The organism is Streptomyces sp. (assembly GCF_035644915.1).
In the GTDB taxonomy this organism is placed as follows: domain Bacteria; phylum Actinomycetota; class Actinomycetes; order Streptomycetales; family Streptomycetaceae; genus Streptomyces.
The window spans coordinates 1-16,419 of record NZ_DASQNP010000078.1; the positions used below are offsets into that span (position 1 = coordinate 1).

At 74.9% G+C, this 16,419-nt stretch carries 13 protein-coding genes; 10 read left to right on the forward strand and 3 right to left on the reverse strand.

Annotated elements, in window-relative coordinates; genetic code table 11:
* Positions 1–413 precede the first annotated feature (413 nt).
* The 4 genes from VE546_RS08775 (at position 414) to VE546_RS08790 (ending at position 7,195) form a co-directional block, all read left to right on the forward strand.
* Entirely contained in the window at positions 414–1,373 is a 960-nt protein-coding gene (locus VE546_RS08775) for a pentapeptide repeat-containing protein (protein WP_414720433.1), read from the forward strand.
* A gap of 174 nt (positions 1,374–1,547) precedes the next feature.
* Positions 1,548–3,566 carry an ABC transporter ATP-binding protein gene (locus tag VE546_RS08780; RefSeq protein ID WP_324920367.1) on the forward strand — a complete coding sequence of 673 codons (2,019 nt, stop codon included), beginning with the start codon at positions 1,548–1,550 and terminating at the stop codon, positions 3,564–3,566.
* 663 nt (positions 3,567–4,229) lie between these two features.
* A complete protein-coding gene (locus tag VE546_RS08785) occupies positions 4,230–5,681 on the forward strand; it encodes a glycosyltransferase family 2 protein (RefSeq protein WP_324920369.1) in 1,452 nt (483 codons plus the stop codon).
* A gap of 287 nt (positions 5,682–5,968) precedes the next feature.
* Positions 5,969–7,195, forward strand: a complete 1,227-nt coding sequence (locus tag VE546_RS08790) for a PP2C family protein-serine/threonine phosphatase (RefSeq protein ID WP_324920426.1) — start codon at positions 5,969–5,971, stop codon at positions 7,193–7,195.
* Positions 7,196–7,338: 143 nt separating this feature from the next.
* Here VE546_RS08790 and VE546_RS08795 read toward each other — a convergent pair whose 3' ends face one another.
* Positions 7,339–8,832, reverse strand: a complete 1,494-nt coding sequence (locus VE546_RS08795) for an endo-1,4-beta-xylanase (protein ID WP_324920371.1) — start codon at positions 8,830–8,832, stop codon at positions 7,339–7,341.
* A 438-nt stretch (positions 8,833–9,270) separates the two neighbouring features.
* On the opposite strand from VE546_RS08795, the gene dacB reads away from it, so the two are divergent.
* From dacB to VE546_RS08820, 5 genes are all read left to right on the forward strand, one after another.
* On the forward strand, positions 9,271–10,941 hold the full coding sequence (dacB, locus tag VE546_RS08800; protein ID WP_324920373.1) for a D-alanyl-D-alanine carboxypeptidase/D-alanyl-D-alanine endopeptidase: 1,671 nt from the start codon (positions 9,271–9,273) through the stop codon (positions 10,939–10,941).
* 196 nt (positions 10,942–11,137) lie between these two features.
* On the forward strand, positions 11,138–11,641 hold the full coding sequence (locus tag VE546_RS08805; protein ID WP_324920375.1) for a DUF2243 domain-containing protein: 504 nt from the start codon (positions 11,138–11,140) through the stop codon (positions 11,639–11,641).
* Positions 11,638–12,447: a cytochrome c oxidase assembly protein gene (locus tag VE546_RS08810; RefSeq protein WP_324920377.1), complete on the forward strand. Its 810-nt coding sequence runs from the start codon at positions 11,638–11,640 to the stop codon at positions 12,445–12,447. Before VE546_RS08805 ends, VE546_RS08810 begins: the two co-directional genes overlap by 4 nt.
* Before the next feature lie 526 nt (positions 12,448–12,973).
* Entirely contained in the window at positions 12,974–13,225 is a 252-nt protein-coding gene (locus tag VE546_RS08815; RefSeq protein ID WP_324920379.1) for a hypothetical protein, read from the forward strand.
* A gap of 248 nt (positions 13,226–13,473) precedes the next feature.
* Positions 13,474–14,094 (forward strand): acetoacetate decarboxylase family protein, encoded by a 621-nt coding sequence (locus VE546_RS08820; RefSeq protein WP_324920381.1) that lies wholly within the window; start codon positions 13,474–13,476, stop codon positions 14,092–14,094.
* 57 nt (positions 14,095–14,151) lie between these two features.
* On the opposite strand, the gene VE546_RS08825 is transcribed toward VE546_RS08820, so the two are convergent.
* Both VE546_RS08825 and VE546_RS08830 read right to left on the reverse strand, forming a co-directional pair.
* Positions 14,152–14,304, reverse strand: coding sequence for a DUF6126 family protein (locus VE546_RS08825; RefSeq protein ID WP_324920382.1), 153 nt, complete (start codon positions 14,302–14,304; stop codon positions 14,152–14,154).
* Positions 14,305–14,359: 55 nt separating this feature from the next.
* A complete protein-coding gene (locus VE546_RS08830; RefSeq protein WP_324920384.1) occupies positions 14,360–14,974 on the reverse strand; it encodes an XRE family transcriptional regulator in 615 nt (204 codons plus the stop codon).
* 132 nt (positions 14,975–15,106) lie between these two features.
* Here VE546_RS08830 and VE546_RS08835 point away from each other — a divergent pair, with 132 nt between their 5' ends.
* A complete protein-coding gene (locus VE546_RS08835; protein ID WP_414720434.1) occupies positions 15,107–16,360 on the forward strand; it encodes a lycopene cyclase family protein in 1,254 nt (417 codons plus the stop codon).
* Positions 16,361–16,419 lie beyond the last annotated feature (59 nt).

Genomic DNA, 16,419 nt, shown 5'->3' on the forward strand with positions numbered 1-16,419 from the left:
CGGGGCGTGTCGGGAGTCGGCGGGCGTACACCCGGGTCCACCTCCAGCACGTGTGCCCCCGCGCCGTTGCCGCCGGCCCACAGGGGGCGCGGCCGGATTCCGGGGGAACAGCTCCCGCACCGGGGCGCCGTCCACCGCGGACCGCACGTGCCCCTCCGTATCCGGTCCGTGCCGGACGTCCGTCCTCCGGGTCCTGCCGGAAGGGACCGGCCCGCCGGCCGAGGCGGTGGCCCGCCGCGCCGGCCCGTCCTCCGCCATCTGCCACCGCGCGTTCCGCCCCGCCTCCGCGGACGCCACCGTTCCGTCCGGCCGCCGGAGGTGACGGCGCGGGAGCGGCGCCCCGGGGACAATGGACCCTCGTCCCGGAGCACGGCGCAGAGCGGTGCCCACCCCACGACAGGAGAGCAGGCACCGTGTCCCACGAGCCCGGAGTCCCCGCCGACGGCGGACGCCGTACGGCCCCGCGGCCGGACGCCGGGCTGCGGGCCGACTGCGCCCGCTGCTTCGCGCTGTGCTGTGTCGCGCTGCCCTTCGCCGCCTCCGCCGGCTTCGCGCTCGACAAGGCGGCCGGGCGGCCGTGTCCGAACCTGCGGGAGGACTTCGGCTGCGGCATCCACGCCCGCCTGCGCCAGGAGGGGTTCTCCGGCTGCACCGTCTTCGACTGCTTCGGCGCGGGACAGAAGGTCTCCCAGGTCACCTTCGGCGGGCGGGACTGGCGCCGCGAACCGGACACCGCGCCGCGGATGTTCGCGGTGTTCCCCGTCGTACGGCAGCTCCACGAGCTGATGTGGTACCTGGCCGACGCACTGGGACGGCCCAGGGCCCGTCCCCTCCACCGAGAGCTGCGCCGCGCGCTGGAGGACGTCGACCGCCTCACCCGCGGCAGCGCCGGGGAACTCGCGGAGCTGGACGTGGCGGCGGTCCGCCGCGACGTCGACGAATTGCTGCTGCGCGCCAGCGAGCGGGTGCGGGCCGCGGTTCCGGGCCGCCGGAGGAACCACCGCAGGGCCGACCTCGCCGGAGCCCGGCTCAGGGGCGCCGACCTGCGGGGCGCCGACCTGCGCGGGGCGTGTCTGATCGCGGCCGACCTCGGCGGTGCCGACCTGCGGACGGCCGACCTGATCGGGGCCGACCTCCGGGACGCCGACCTCGGCGGCGCCGATCTGACCGGAAGCCTCTTCCTCACCCAGGCCCAGGTCAACGCGGCCAGGGGCGACGCCCGGACCAGGCTTCCCGCGGGGTTCGCCCGTCCCGCGCACTGGCCCTCCTCCCCGCGGCGGGGACCGGAGGGAACCGGCCACGACGGGCCCGGCCGGAAAGACCGGAGCGGCCGGGGGAGGCGGGGGAACCGGAGGGGCGCCTCCTCGTCGTGACGTGTTCCCCGCGACCTGCGGGCCGCGGGGGTGACCCGCGCCGGAACCGGGCTCCTCCCCCCGCGCCGTAACCGCCGCCCCGGCCGGGCGTTCACCACTGTGCCGCCGTCCCCCGGTCGTGGGAGGGCGGCGGGGAACGGGGCGGGCGGCCACGGGCCGCGGAGGGAGGGGACGATGCGCTCGCGACGGCGGGGAGCGGCGGACGAGCCGGTGGTGTCGGAGAGCGAGAGGACGCTGTTCGGCGGGCGGCTGGTGTACGACACGAGCTGGGCCGCCTACGAGGAGACCCGGTACGCGCTCGGTCTGCGCACGATGATCGCGACACTGCCCAGGCTGCTGGGGATGGCGGTGGGCCTGTCCTGGCGGGCCGACCGGCGGGCCACGGTCGCGGTGGCGGTCGCCGAGACCGGCCGCGGGGTGGCGCAGGCCGGCGGCCTGCTGGGCGTCAACGCCCTCCTGGCTGTGCTGCTGGCCGGCGGTGACCTCCCCGACCGGCTGCGTCAGGCCCTGCCCGTGGTGCTGGCCGTGGCGGGCGCGGCCGCGGCCGGGGCGCTGTGCTCGGCGGCCTCGACCCGGTTCAGCGGACCGCTCCAGCCGAAGGTGGAGCGTCTGGCGCGGGAGATGTACCTGGAGCGCGCCTACCGGGTGGAGCTGGCGGCGATGGAGGACGAGGAGTTCCACCGGCTGCTGGAGTCCGCCCAGTACGGGGCCGCCTCGGCGCGGCGGATGACCGACAACTGCGTCGCCGTCGTCTCCGCGATGCTCTCCCTGGTGGCGGCGGCCGGTGTGCTGACCGTGCTCCACCCCCTCCTGCTGCCGGCGCTGGTGCTGATGGTGCTGCCCGGCGCGTGGGCGACGCTGGTCATCGCGCGCCGCCGCTACCGCTCCTTCCACCGCTGGCTCCAGCACACCCGCGCCTCGCTGCTGCTCTCCTCGCTGCTGACCGACACCGACGCGGCGGCGGAGGTGCGCGTCCACGGGGTGGGGCCGTTCGTCCTGGAGCACTTCCGCGGCATGTCCCTGGCCGGGGAGGAGGAGCAGACGCGGCTGGCGCGGCTGGCCGCCCGTACCGAACTGCTGGCCTCGGCCCTCACCGGACTGGTCGCGCTGGGTGCCTACGCGCTGCTCGGCGCCCTGCTGTGGACGGGGGTGATGGCCCTGGCCGCCGCCGGCACCGCCGTGGTGGCGATCCGCACCGGAACGGGCGCGCTGGAGGGGCTGGTGCGGCAGATCAACTACCTGCACGAGGAGTCGCTGCACGTGGCCGACCTGAACCGGCTGCTGCACGAGTCGGCCGAGCGGCAGATCCCCACCGGCGGCGCACGGCTGCCCGCCGACGTACGGGAGATCCGGCTGGAGGACGTCGGCTTCGCCTACCCCGGCACCGACGGCGCCCCCGCCCTGCGGGACGTCAGCCTGACCGTTCCGCTCGGCGGCGTGGTGGCGCTGGTCGGGGAGAACGGCTCGGGCAAGTCCACCCTGGTCAAGCTGTTGTGCGGGCTGTACGCGCCACAGCGGGGCCGCGTGCTGTGGTGCGGCGCGGACGGCGGTGCGGACGTCTGCGTGGACGCCGCCGAGGCCGACCGGCAGGAGGTCTTCGCCCGGTTCGCCGTCGTCGCCCAGGACCACTACCGGTGGCCGATGACCGCCCGCGTCAACGTCGCCGTCTCCGACACCCGGCGGCCGATCTGCGACCGGCGGGTGGCCGAGGCCGCCCGCCACGCCGGGGCCGACTTCGTCGAGGACCTGCCCCGCGGCTGGCACACCCTGCTCTCCCGCACCTTCAAGGGCGGGCACCAGCTCTCCGGAGGCCAGTGGCAGCGCCTGGGCATCGCCCGCGCCCGTTACCGCGACGGCGAGATCCTGGTCGTCGACGAGCCCACCGCGGCCCTGGACGCCAAGGCCGAGGAGAGGGTGTTCCGGCAGCTCAGGGAGCTGGCCGACGCCGGACAGACGATCGTGCTGATCACCCATCGGATGGCCTCCGTCCGCCATGCCGACCTCGTCCACGTCCTCCACGAGGGCCGCCTGGTGGAGTCCGGCTCCCCCGCCGACCTGCTGGCCAGGCCCGGCGGGCACTTCCGCGAGCTGTACGAGACGCAGGCGGCCGCCTTCGCCCCGCCCGGCGGACGCGTCCCCGCCCAGCCGGCCCCTCCGGCCCGGCGGGAGGGGCCCGGTGCTCCGGTGACCTGACGGTTCCTCGGGCCGTTCCCGGGGAACGCGTCCTGCCACCGTCACCCGAACGGGACGAGGTGCCCGGTGGGGTCGGTTCCCTCCCGGCGGACGCCACCGGCCCCTCCCCCACCGGACACCGGGCGGCGGAGCGGCTCGGACGCCCTCGGACACCGAACGGCCCCTGCGCCGGCCGACCGTCCTCGTCGGCCGCGTCGCCGTCGTCCCCGGACTCGCCCACGGCGATGGCGGGTGCCCGACTGCTCGCCGTGCCGGCCCTCTGCCCGGCCATGGCGGTCGCCGTGCTCCTCGCGGTGCCGGCAACGGCCCGCCGGTACGCGATGAAGGGCCGGCGGGACACGCGTCGCTCGCGGCCGTGTACGCCGACCGCGTCCCGGACGCCGGCAACCGCACGCTGGACGCGGTCCAGCTCCCTGGGAGAACGGACGCCGGTGGGACGCCCCCGGCACCGCGCCCCGGAACCGGGCGCAAGGGTCCGCCGGGCGTCTCCCCGTCCGGTACGGCTGCCGCCGTGCCCGGCACACGGCCGGCGACGGGCCCGGGGGAAGGACGGTCGTTTCCCGCCATCCGTCCGGGTCAGCACAACCGTTTCGCCGTCTCGATGATCTTTCATCGTGCCCGCACCATGGGGGACGACCACAACTGCCAGGGGGATAGGACGAGATGACGAGGTTCTCGGTCAGCGTGGTGATACCGGTCTACAACGCCGCGGACCACCTCGGCGAGTGCCTGGAGTCGCTGGTGGGCCAGTCCATCGGCTTCGACCGGATCGAGGTGCTCGCGGTGAACGACGGTTCCACCGACGGCAGTGGGGAGCTGCTGGACTCCTGGGCGGCCCGGCACCCCAACATCCGGGTGTTCCACCAGCCCAATTCCGGGGCCCCCGGCGGGCCGCGGAACCGGGCGATCGACGCCGCCACGGGCGAGTTCCTCTTCTTCGCCGACCCGGACGACTACCTGGGTCCGGAGGCGTTCGAGAGGATGCTGGCGGCGGCCGAGCGCAATGGCTCCGACGTGGTGCTCGGCCGTATCCGGGGGGTGGGGAGGAACGCCCCGAAGGCGGCCTTCGCACGGAGTGTCGAGCGCGGCGACGTCCACACCACCGACGTGGTGTGGAGCCTCACCGCGCACAAGCTGTTCCGCCGGTCGCTCGTCGTCGACAACGGGCTGCGCTTCGCCGAGGGCGTGCGGCTGGCCGAGGAGCAGCCGTTCGTCGTCCCCGCGTACTTCCTGGCGCGGGCCATCTCCGTCGTCGCCGACTACGACTGCTACTACCTCGTCGAACGGGACGGCTTCGGCCACCTGACCAAGCAGGTGCCGGAGCCCGAGCCCTTCTACTCCGCGGTACGAGCGGCCCTGGAGACCGTCGTCCGCCACACCGGGCCGGGAGCGCGGCGCAACAGGCTGCTGCGGCGCTGGGTCCGGCTGGAGATCCTCAACAAGTTCGGCCCGCGGTACGCGCACTGCTCCGCTGACCTGCAGAGGCGCTACGCCCGGATCGCCGGGGAGCTGCTGGAGGAGTTCGTCCCGGAGGAGGTCGTCGAGGCACTGCCGCCCGTCCTCCGCCATCGCGCCCGGATGCTGCGCCTGGGCCGGGTCGAGGAGCTCGTCGCCCTGTCCCGCCACGAGCACCTGGACTGGGCCGAGCTCTGCCGCGTCGCCTGGCTGCCCGACGGCCGGCGGTTCACCGTCGACATCCGCAGCGGCCTGTACCTCGGGGATGATCCGGAGGGCGTCCGGTACCGCATCCTGCTGCGGCAGAAGGACGGCCACGAGGTGGCGGTGCCCGCCGGGCCCGCCTCCGCGACCGGGTCGCCGCTGGTGCGGCGCCTGACCGTCGATCCCACGGTGCTCCACCCCGCCGTGTTCTGTCCCGGCGCGTGGCAGCTCGTGGTGCGGGCCGTGGTCCCCGGCGGCCGCCACCACGACATGCCGATCCGCTTCCCCAACGGGTACGTCCCGACGAAGGCCGGGGCGCGCAGGGTGCTGGTGACCGGCACCCGGCCGATGCTCGTCCGGCTCCGGCACAACGCGGCCGACGGGGCCGTGCTCACCGCCGCGCACGGGCGGGCGGTGGCCGGCGCCGTCCGGCGCAGGATCCGCAACCGGCCGTGAGGCAACTGCCGCGCCCGGCCGCCGCCGGACGCTTGTCCCGCCCTTCCCGGGGTAGACGGGTGGGTGCGTCCGGGACGCCACCAGGTGGAGTCGCAGACAGGCGCCCGGTCGCATCCCTGTCGGCGGCCGCCGGATCTTTCTCCCCCCGTCCGGTCGGCCGCCGCATCCCGCCCGGGGCCGGGTGACCGCTCCCTCCCTCACGGGGCATGCCCGGGGAGCCGTGGGGAACCGGAGGAAGCCGGAGGGAAGGAGCCACCGTGCCGAACCGGGACACCGGAAGTCGGCAAATGCTCGCCGGCCTGCTGACCGCCAGCCATCTGCTGCCCCTGGAGCTGGTGCCCGCCGCCGTGAACCGGCACGCGGCCGCCGCGGGGCTCACTGAGGTGCGGATCTACCTGGCCGACCTCCAGGAGTACGTGATGCGCCTGCTGACCGGGGCCGGTCCGGACGCCGGGCAGGGCGCGGACGGCGACGAGGCGGAGCTGAGGATCGAGGGCACCGTGCCGGGCCGGGTCTACCAGCACGGACGTGTCCTGCCCGCCGCCGGCTCCGGGCCGGGCGGGTACCGGTGGTGGGTGCCCCTGCTGGACGGCACCGAGCGCCTGGGCGTGCTGCGGGTCACCACCGCCGCCGACGACGCCCGCACCCACGAGGACATGGAGCTGCTGGCCTCCCTGACGGCGTTGATCGTGGCCAGCAAGAGCCCCCTCAGCGACTCCCACGCCCGTCTGGTGCGCACCGGGGAGATGAACGTGGCGGCCGAGATGCAGTGGCACCTGATGCCGCCGAGGAGCTACGCCGACGGCCGGGTGGTGATCAGCGCCACCATGGAGCCGGCGTACCAGGTCAGCGGTGACGCCTTCGACTACGCGATCGCCGGGCCCGTGGTGCACCTGTCGATCTTCGACGCCATGGGGCACGACACCGCGGCCGGCCTCACCGCCCACCTGGCCATGGCCGCCGGCCGCAACCACCGCCGGCAGGGCGCCTCCCTCGCCGAGACCGGGGAGGTCATCGAGGGGGTGCTGATCGAGCAGTTCGGCCAGACCCGGTACGTCACCGGTGTCCTGGCCGACCTGGACACTCGTACCGGCGAGTTCACCTGGGTCAACCGCGGCCACCACCCGCCGGTCGTCATCCGCGGCGGACGCTGGACCACCCTGCTGCACTGCCCGCCCGCCCATCCGCTGGGCACCGGGCTGGGCCTGAGGAGCACGCTCTGCCGCGAGCAGTTGGAGCCGGGAGACCGCGTGGTGTTCTACACCGACGGCATCACCGAGGCCCGCGGCCCGGGCGACCGCGAGTTCGGCCTCACCCGCTTCGTCGACTTCCTCATCCGCCACCACACCGACGGGTTGTCCGTCCCCGAGACCCTGCGCCGCCTGGTCCACGCCGTGCTGGAGCACCACGGCGGCCGGCTCCAGGACGACGCCACCGTCCTGTTCTGCGAGTGGCTCGGTCCCGACACCGACGCGCTCGGCCCGGCCGCCGCCTCGGTCGGCGTCCGGCACTGACGGGGCGCGCCGTCCCTCCGGGGAGGGCGGCGCGGGCTCCGTTCCCGTCCCGCGCGCATCCCCTGGAACACGCCGGTGGCGTGGCGGCCGGGTGCCGCCACGCCACCGGGTGTGGGGGGAGTGTGGTCTTCTGGGTGCCGGGGTCAGGAGGCGGTGCAAGCGCCCAGGCGGGGCGCGGTCCAGTTGCCGTTGGCCATGACCGTGAAGCCGAAGCTGGTGGAGGAGCCGGCGGCCAGGGTGCCGTTGCCGTTGGGCCGCATGGTCATCACGCTGCCGCTGGAGTCCCAGGAGGGGGTGCCGTTCCAGGTGGTGGAGATCCGCTGCGGCGGGGTGATGGTGACGGTCACCGACCAGTTGCTGATGGAGCTGCTGCCGGCGCGGACGGTGACCTGGCCGTTGAAGCGGTCGCCCCAGCGGTTGGTCTCCTGGTAGGTCACGGTGCAGGAGGCGCCGCCACCACCGGTGGTCCCGCCCGTGGTGGTGCCACCCGTGGTGCTGCCCGTGGTCCCGCCGGTGGTCCCACCCGTGGTGGTGCTGCCGGTGGTGCCGCCCGTGGTGCCGCCGGTGGCGCCGTTGAGGACGGCCAGGACCGCGTCGTAGGCGGGCTTCTTGTTGTAGTTGCCGTCGAACAGCAGCGGGGTGTCGGAGGAGCGCCAGGAGTACTTGTCGGTCACGCCCCAGACGGTGATGCCGGTGCAGCGGGCCACGGCCAGGCAGGCCTGGACCACGCCGCGGTACTGCTCGGCCTGGGACTGGCCGGAGCCGGCGATGTCCAGCTCGGTGAGCTGGACGTCCACTCCCAGGTCGGCGAAGTTCTGCAGGGTGGTGTGGTAGTTGCTGGGCACCGGGTTGCCGCTGTTGAAGTGGGCCTGGAAGCCGACGCAGTCGATGGGCACGCCGCGGGCCTTGAAGTCCTTGACCATGTTGTACACGGCCTGGGTCTTGGCGTGGCTCCAGTTGTCGGTGTTGTAGTCGTTGTAGCAGAGCTTGGCGGCCGGGTCGGCGGCCCGGGCGGTGCGGAAGGCCTCCTCGATGTAGCCGTTGCCCAGCCGCTGCTGGAAGACCGAGTTGCGGCGGGCGCCGCTGGAGCCGTCCTCGAAGGCCTCGTTGACCACGTCCCAGGAGTGGATCTTGCCCTTGTAGTGGGCCATCACCTTGTTGATGTGGTTGTTCATCGCCGAGCGGACCTGGTCGGCGCTGCCCAGGCTGCTGACCCAGCCGGGGAGCTGGGAGTGCCACACCAGCGTGTGCCCGCGGATCTTCATGCCGCGGCCCTGCGCGTGGCTGACGATGCGGTCGGCGTTGGAGAAGTTGAACGAGTCGCGGGAGGACTCCACCGCGTCCCACTTCATCTCGTTCTCGGCGGTGACGGAGTTGAACTCCCGGTTGAGGGTGGTGACGTAGGCGGACTCGCCCAGCCGGTTGGCTGCGACCGCGGTGCCGAAGTAGCGGCCCTTCTCCGCCGCCGCCGCACCCAGCGTGGAGGCGGCGGCGCCGGCCGGGCCGGTCAGGGCCGTGACGGTGCCCGCGGCGGCCACCGCCAGGGCCGCGCCCACCACCAGCGCGCTGCGCAGCGGGGACCGCGGGCGCCGGCGCGCTCTGCCGGGCTCCTGCGGGGTGTGGGGGGTGTCGATCATTGCGTTCCCTTCGTCCGTGGCCCGCCCGGACCGTGGGGGCGCCCGGGCGGGCGGAGGTGGGTGCCCTTCGCGGCTCGGTGACCTGTGCACCCGGCGGGGAGGACGCTGGGTGGCAGGTCCATGGCGATCGGCAACGACCGGTATGGAGTATGGGTCCGCCCTGAGCCACCGTCAATGTTTCTTTCCGGAAAAATTCCGGAGAAGGATTCTCGTCTGCTTCCCTCGCTCTCCCTGATCCAACTATGGCTTCACCTCAACTCAATGATCAATGATCATGACTTCAAGGAAGGTCAACCGGAAAAGTTCCGGGATTTTTTCGGGATCGAATGTGGCACTTTCCGAACGCATCGCATCCGCCGGGCTTCCGGCCCCGGACACGGCTTCCAGCGGTGCCGACCTCCTGCCGCGAACCCCCGATGTACGGAATCCTCGGGTGCCATGACGAGACGCACAGCAGGCAGACGACTCCGCGGATTCCGCACGCGTGCCTGGGCCTGGCCGACCGCCGCCGGCCTCGCCCTGACGCTCACCTGGTCCACCCTCACCTGGAGTCCGCCGGCCGGGGCGGACCCCGCCGACGACGCACTCAAGGCCGCCATCGACCGCGTCCTCGCCGACGAGCGCCTGGACGGGGCCGCGGCGAGCGTGGTCGTCGGGGAGGCCGACACCGGCCGCGTCCTCTACCGGCACCGGGCCGACGACAGGCTGATGCCCGCCTCCAACGTCAAACTGGTGACCTCGGCCGCCGCGATGGAACTGCTCGGCCCCGACCACCGGTTCCGTACCGAGGTGCTGTCCGACGGCAGGCGCCGCGGGCCGGTGCTCCGGGGCGACCTGTACCTGCGCGGCACCGGTGACCCGACCATGCTCGCCGAGGACTACGACCGGCTGGCCGAACAGGTCGCGGCCACCGGGATCAGGCACGTCACCGGCCGCCTGATCGCCGACGACACCCGCTTCGACGACCAGCGCCTGGGCCGGTCGTGGGCCGCCGACGACGAGTCCGCCTACTACTCGTCGCAGATCTCCCCGCTGACCGTCGCCCCGGACACCGACTACGACGCCGGCACGGTCTACGTCCGCGTCGTCCCGGGTGCGGAGCCCGGCGACAGGCCGAAGGTCACCGTCACCCCTCCGACCGACTACGTCACCGTCGACGTGCGCGGCACCACCGTCGCGGCGGGCGAGCCCGACACCCTCTCCGTCGAGCGCGAGCACGGCCGCAACACCATCGTGGTGAGCGGGAACATCCCCGTCGGGGCGGACCCCACCACCTCCTGGACCAGCGTCTGGGAACCCACCGGCTACGCCGCCGCGGTCTTCGCCGACGCGCTGGCCGCCCACGGGGTGCGGATCTCCGGCGGCACCCGCCTGGGCAGGCCCACGCCCCCGAGCGCCACGGTCCTCGCCGGCCACGACTCGATGCCGCTCGCGGACCTGCTCGTCCCGTTCATGAAGCTCTCCAACAACAACCACGCCGAGGTCCTCGTCAAGGCCATCGGCCACAAGACCTCCGGCCGGGGCACCTGGAGCACCGGGCTGTCGGCCGTCGCCGACTACCTGGAGAAGGAGGGGATCGACACCGGCGCCCTGCGCCAGGTGGACGGCTCGGGCCTGTCCCGGCTGAACAACATGTCCGCCGGGCAGCTCGCGCGGCTGCTGACCGCCGTACGGGACGCGCCGTGGTTCGACCGCTGGCGCGCCTCCCTCCCGGTGGCCTGCGGCCAGGACCGGATGGTGGGCGGCACACTGCGCTCCCGGATGTGCGGCACCCCGGCCGCCGGCAACGCCCGCGCCAAGACCGGCTCCCTGACCGGTGCCTCCGCGCTCTCGGGGTACGTCACCGACGCCGACGGCCGCGAGCTGGTCTTCAGCGTCGTCCTGAACAACTACCTCGCCCCGTCCGTGAAGGGCATCGAGGACGCCCTCGTGGTAGCCCTGGCCTCGCACGGCGAGGACGGCGAGGGCGGTGGAGACGGCGGAGACGGGCGGAGCCGCGGGGAAAGCGCGGAGAAGAGCGGCACGGAGACCGCCGCGCCCCGCTTCGCCCCGGCCGGCGCTCCCCCGGCCGGGCTGGAGTGCTCCTGGGCCAAGCCGCGGAACTGCTGACCCGCGCCGGTGCCCCGCCGCGCCGGCCCCTGGGGCGCGGCGGGGCACCGGCCCTGGTGCGCGACCCGCCCGGCGGCACCGCGGGCACCGCCGGGCGGGTCGTCTCCGGCCGCCCGCCGTGTTCCGCCGGAGCGCGGGGTACTCGTACCGGACGCGTACCGGACGCGGCACCCCTCCCGGAAAGGGCATCAGCACCATGACCGAACCGGCCCGGCAGCCCCCCGTCCCGCAGCCACCGTCCCGGCTCCTGACCCGCCGTTCGACGGTGATCGGCGCACTGATCGGAGCGGCGGTGACGGCCGCGGTCGACGAGATCGTCTTCCACCAGCTCCTGGCCTGGCACCACTTCTACGACCGCTCCACCCCCGCCGTCGGGCTGCTCTCCGACGGTCTGCTGCACACCGCCGAACTGCTCGCCCTGGTCGCCGGGTTCACCCTCTACGCCGATCTGCGCCGCCGCGGCGCCCTGTCCCCGGCCCATACCCGGGCCGGGCTGTTCCTGGGGGCGGGCGGCTTCCAGCTCTTCGACGGCACCGTCGACCACAAGGTGCTGCGCACGCACCAGGTCCGCTACGGCGTCGACCTGCTCCCCTACGACCTGGCCTGGAACGCCGCCGGCCTGGTGCTGCTCGGCGTCGGCGCGGCCCTGGCCGTACGCGCGGCCCGGCCCGCCTCCCGGTCCGCGGGGCCGGCCCGGTGACCTGGGCGCACCTCCACCCCGTCGGCCCGGGTCCCGACCCGGTGGCCCTGTTCGCCGCCGGGGCCGCGCTGTCGGCGGTCGCCGGTTACCTGCTCGCCGCCGCGTGGCTGCGCCGCCGCGGCGACGCCTGGCCGTACGCGCGGGACCTCTGCTTCACCGCCGGCGGCACCGCCCTGGCCGCGGCCGTCTCCGCGGCGCCGCCCGGCGGCCCGTTCACCGCGCACACGGCCCGGCACCTGGTCGTCGGCATGGCCGCCCCGCTGCTGCTGGTCCTGGCCCGTCCGCTCACCCTCGCGCTGCGCGTGCTGCGCCCCGGACGGACGCGGCGCGCCCTGCTGGCGGTGGCGCACTCCCGGCCCGCCGGATGGCTGGTCTTCCCGCCGCTGGCGGCGGTGCTGGACGTGGGCGGCCTGTGGGTGCTGTACCGCACGCCGCTGTGGGCGGCCACCCACGACCGGCCCGTCCTGCGGGCCGTGGTGCACGTCCATGTCCTCGCCGCCGGGCTGCTGTTCGCCTTCGCCGTCTGCCGGCTGGACCCGGTGCGCCGCCGGTGGGGCCCGCTCTGGCGCGGCGGGGCGCTGCTGGGCGCCGGGGCCGCCCATGCCGTACTCGCCAAGTCCCTCTGTGCCGCGCCTCCGCCCGGCACCGGCTTCACGGCGGCCGACCTGCACACCGGGGCCCGGCTGATGTACTACGGCGGGGATCTGGCCGAGCTCGCCCTGGCCGCCGTCCTGGCCGTCCAGTGGTACGCCGCCACCGGCCGCGCCCTCGCCCGCGGCCGGACGCCCCGCCCCACGGCGGTGTGAGCCGCCCGTCCGGAACCCACCGGTCCCCGCCGCGCGGTGCGTCCGCATCCGACGGCCGTTCGGATGCGTGTACGCACGGACGGCGGGTACGCGAAGGACACAACCCGCAGGGAGTCACACAGCAGTCGGCGAGGTTCACCGCGCCGGCACCACCGGCGGCCGGTGCGTCCGTCCCCGATTGATCGGCCGCCGGCTCCTCCCGCCCCGACCGGCCCCCAAGAGAGCCGTGACACCACCGACTCCGGCTCTCCTTGGACGAGGAGGCCGGGCTCCGGGAGAAGGACGCACCACCCGGCGGGTTCCGCGCGGGAGGCGGCCGTCACCGGACGGCCGCCCCGAGCGCGGGCCACCAGGGACCGGTCGGCAGCCGCACGGTTCGGACGCCGTCGGTCGGTCGGGGGACCGACACGCGCCGACCGCACCCCGCGGGTGACGGAAGGGGCTGAATGCAGCAGGCCACCGAGCAGCGGGCCCGCGGCGGGGTCAGGGTGGGAATCCCCAACCCTGCAAAGGAGATTGATCCCCCATGCGTCATCTCGCCCGCATGTCCGCGATCGGCACCGGCGTGTGCTGCGCCCTGTTCCTCGGCTCCCCCGCCATCGCCGCGGAGAGCCCCGGAACGAGCGTCCAGATGTGCTCCGAGCACACCACTCCCGGCATCTTCGGGGGCCTGCTCCCGACGCCGGGCAACCAGACGAGGGGCTGCATGTCCAGCAGCGTCACCACCACCGACACCGCCGTCACCACTGCCGTCCCCCTCGCCCCCGCCGCGAGGTAGGCGGCGCCCCGGGCGGGTGTCCGGCGGTCCGTCCGCCGGGCACCCGCCCGTCGTCCTTCCGGGTCCGCTTCACGGGCGGCGCCGGGGCTCCCCGGTGCCGCCCGACTCCGCGCCACCAGCGGCCCGTTGGAGCCCGGCGCGCCGCCTGCCGCATGGTCCGGCCGCCCTCCGCGGGGGTACGGTCGTCCCGTCGCCGGACGAGACCGGCGGTCCCCGTACCGGAACCCCGTCAGGAAGGAGCCGTGGAGATGCCCGGTCCCGCCCCCGAGGGCGAGGGGGCCTACCCGCCCGCTCCCTGGAGGTTCCGGGGGCAGTTGTGGGTCGGCGTCCTCCCGGCGCGCCACCGGCTGCACGTCCCCGCGGACCTGCGCCCGCTGGGCTCCCCCTCCCGCCTGGTGGTCGGTCTGGTCCGGTACCGGGAGGGCACCCTGCGCTACGACGAGCTGGCCTTCGGCCCCCTGGTGCGCCGCGGTCGCCGGGCCGGGCTGCTGATCGACCGCATCTGGGTCAGTGACGCCACGTCGGTGCGGGGCGGGCGGGGAATCTGGGACCTGCCCAAGGAACTCGCCGAGTTCGCCTGGACGGACCGCTCGGTGCGCGTCACCGACCGGGACGGCCCGGTGGCCGAACTGGCCTTCCGGCCCGGCCGGCTGCGGCTCCCGCCGGTGCCGCTGCCCCTGCCGGGCTTCTCCGGCTCCGCCGGGCGGCGGCTGTTCATCCCCGGCCGCCTGGTGGGCGCCCTCCGCCGGGAGACCGTGGAGGTCGTCTCGTGGTCGGAGCGGCTTCCGGCCCTGGCGGACACCACCGCGCGGCTCTCCGTGGCCGTCCGCCCCTTCCGCATGACCGTCCCCGGCCCGGTGCGCTGCTGACGGCCGGGCCGCCGAAGCCCGGAACGGGCCGGTCCGGGGCCGCCCGCACCGCGGTCCTCACCGGCTGCCGCCCAGTTCGAAGAGCAGGTACAGGAAGGCCGCGACGAGGTGGCCCGCCACCAGGTAGACGAAGAGCCTGACGACGAGACCGCGGGGGAACGTCCGCTCCTCGTTCACGTGGTCCGCGGGCCGGGGGCGCTGTTCGGACATCGGGTCGCCTTTCACAACTGGCCGGAGCCATCGGGATCGGGGATCGGTCGGGGCCTCACGGGACGCGGCGGGCCGGTTCGCCGACGCACAGGTCGGCGACGGTGCTGCGCAGCAGCGTGTGGACGAACAGCAGGTCGACGCCCTCGGGGGACGCCGCCGCGATCCGGTGCGGGGTGAGCGAGTCGAAGTGCGCGGAGTCCCCGGGCCGCAGGACGTGCTCGGCCTCGCCCAGCACCAGCCGCAGCCGTCCGTCCAGCACGTGGATCCACTCCTCGCCCGGGTGCACCCGTACCAGGTCGCGCTGGGCGCTGTGCGGCACGTGCACCCGCAGCGCCTGCATCGCCCGGCCCGACCCGCCGGCCTGGCGGTAGGTCCACCCGTCCGCCGTGACCGCCTCCGCCCGGTCGGCCCGGACGACCGGATCCCGCTCGGCGGCCGTCTCGCCCAGCAGGTCCGACACGGTCGTGCCGTAGATCCGGGCGAGCGCGAGCAGCGACGGCAGCGACGGCTGGCGGCGGCCGGTCTCCAGGCGGGACAGGTACGCGGGAGAGAGGTCCGCGCGCCGGGCGGCGGCCTCCAGGGTCATCCCGCTCCGCCGCCGCAGGTCGCGCAGCCGGGAGGCGACCTGGGGCGGCAGTCCTGCGGACGTACCCTCGGATGGGGAGTTCACAGGACGATTGAGCCAGGGTTTTTCCCCAGGGGCAAAATTTTTGCCTCCAAGGCAAAACAGGGAGGTGGCCCGGCATCCGCGCCGACCGGTTGCGGCGGTGTGCGAAGGGGCGCGGCGTGGAACACACCCCGGGTGACCGATCAGGACATCCCGGATGATCCGGACGCCCTCTGCGACGTGGACATCGATGTGGACATCGCGGTGGTGGGCGCGGGCGCCGCGGGGCTGTCGCTGGCGCACCGGCTGGCCTCCGCCGCCGGCCCGCACGGCGCCGCCCCCGCCGTGGCCCTCGTCGAGGCGCCCGACGGGCCGGCGCGCACGCCGGCCCGCACCTGGTGCTTCTGGGAGACCGGCGACGGCCCGTACGACGAGGCGGTGCGGGCCTGCTGGAGCCGGCTGCGCGTGCGCGGTCCGGACGGACGCGTCGCCGAGGCCGAACTGGGCGGCACCCGCTACAAGATGATCCGCTCTCCGGACTTCACCGCGCTGGTGGAGCGGCGGCTGGCGCGCCTGCCGCGGCTGCACCGGGTGACCGCGGCGGTCGACCGGGTGCTGGACGACCCGGCCGGCGGCGCCGTCGTCCACGGCGCGGACGCCTCGGGCCGCCCGGTGCGGGTGCGCGCCCGCTGGGTCTTCGACTCCCGTCCGCCGCGGCGGCTGCCCGCCGCGCGCAGCACGCTGCTCCAGCACTTCCGCGGCTGGTTCGTGCGCTGCGCCGCCGACGCGTTCGATCCGGCGACCGTGGAGCTGATGGACTTCCGCACCCCGCAGCCCGCGCACGGCCTGTCCTTCGGCTACGTCCTGCCGCTGGGGCGCCGGGAGGCGTTGGTGGAGTACACGGAGTTCTCCGGGGCGCCCCTGCCCCGGGAGGCGTACGAGCGGGCGCTGCGGCACTACACCGGGCGGGTGCTGGGACTTGAGGGGGTGTCGGTGGTGGACACCGAGCAGGGCGTCATCCCCATGACGGACGCCGTCTTCCCGCGCCGCGCCGGCCGCCGCGTCTTCCGCATCGGAACGGCCGGCGGGGCCACCAGGCCGGCCACCGGCTACACCTTCGCCGCCGTCCAGCGGCAGAGCGACGCGATCGCCGACGCCTGGCGCCGCGGGCGCGTCCCGGTGCCTCCCCCGGCGCACTCCGCCCGCCACCGGGCGATGGACGCGGTCATGCTGCGGGCGGTGGACACCGGGCGGGTGGCGGGGGCGCGGTTCTTCAGCGAGCTGTTCCTGCGCAACCCCGCGGACCGGCTGCTGCGCTTCCTGGACGGCCGCTCCCGGTGGTGGGAGGAGGTGGCCATCGGGATGAGCACCCCGGTGCTGCCCATGCTGCGCTCGGCGGTGGAACTGCCCCTGCTGCGGCGGCGTGACGCCCCCGTCCGGCGGCCCTGATGCCCTTAGGGTCGCCGTGTCCGCTTCTTCCCTCTTTCTCCCCTGTGTCCTTCTCTCCT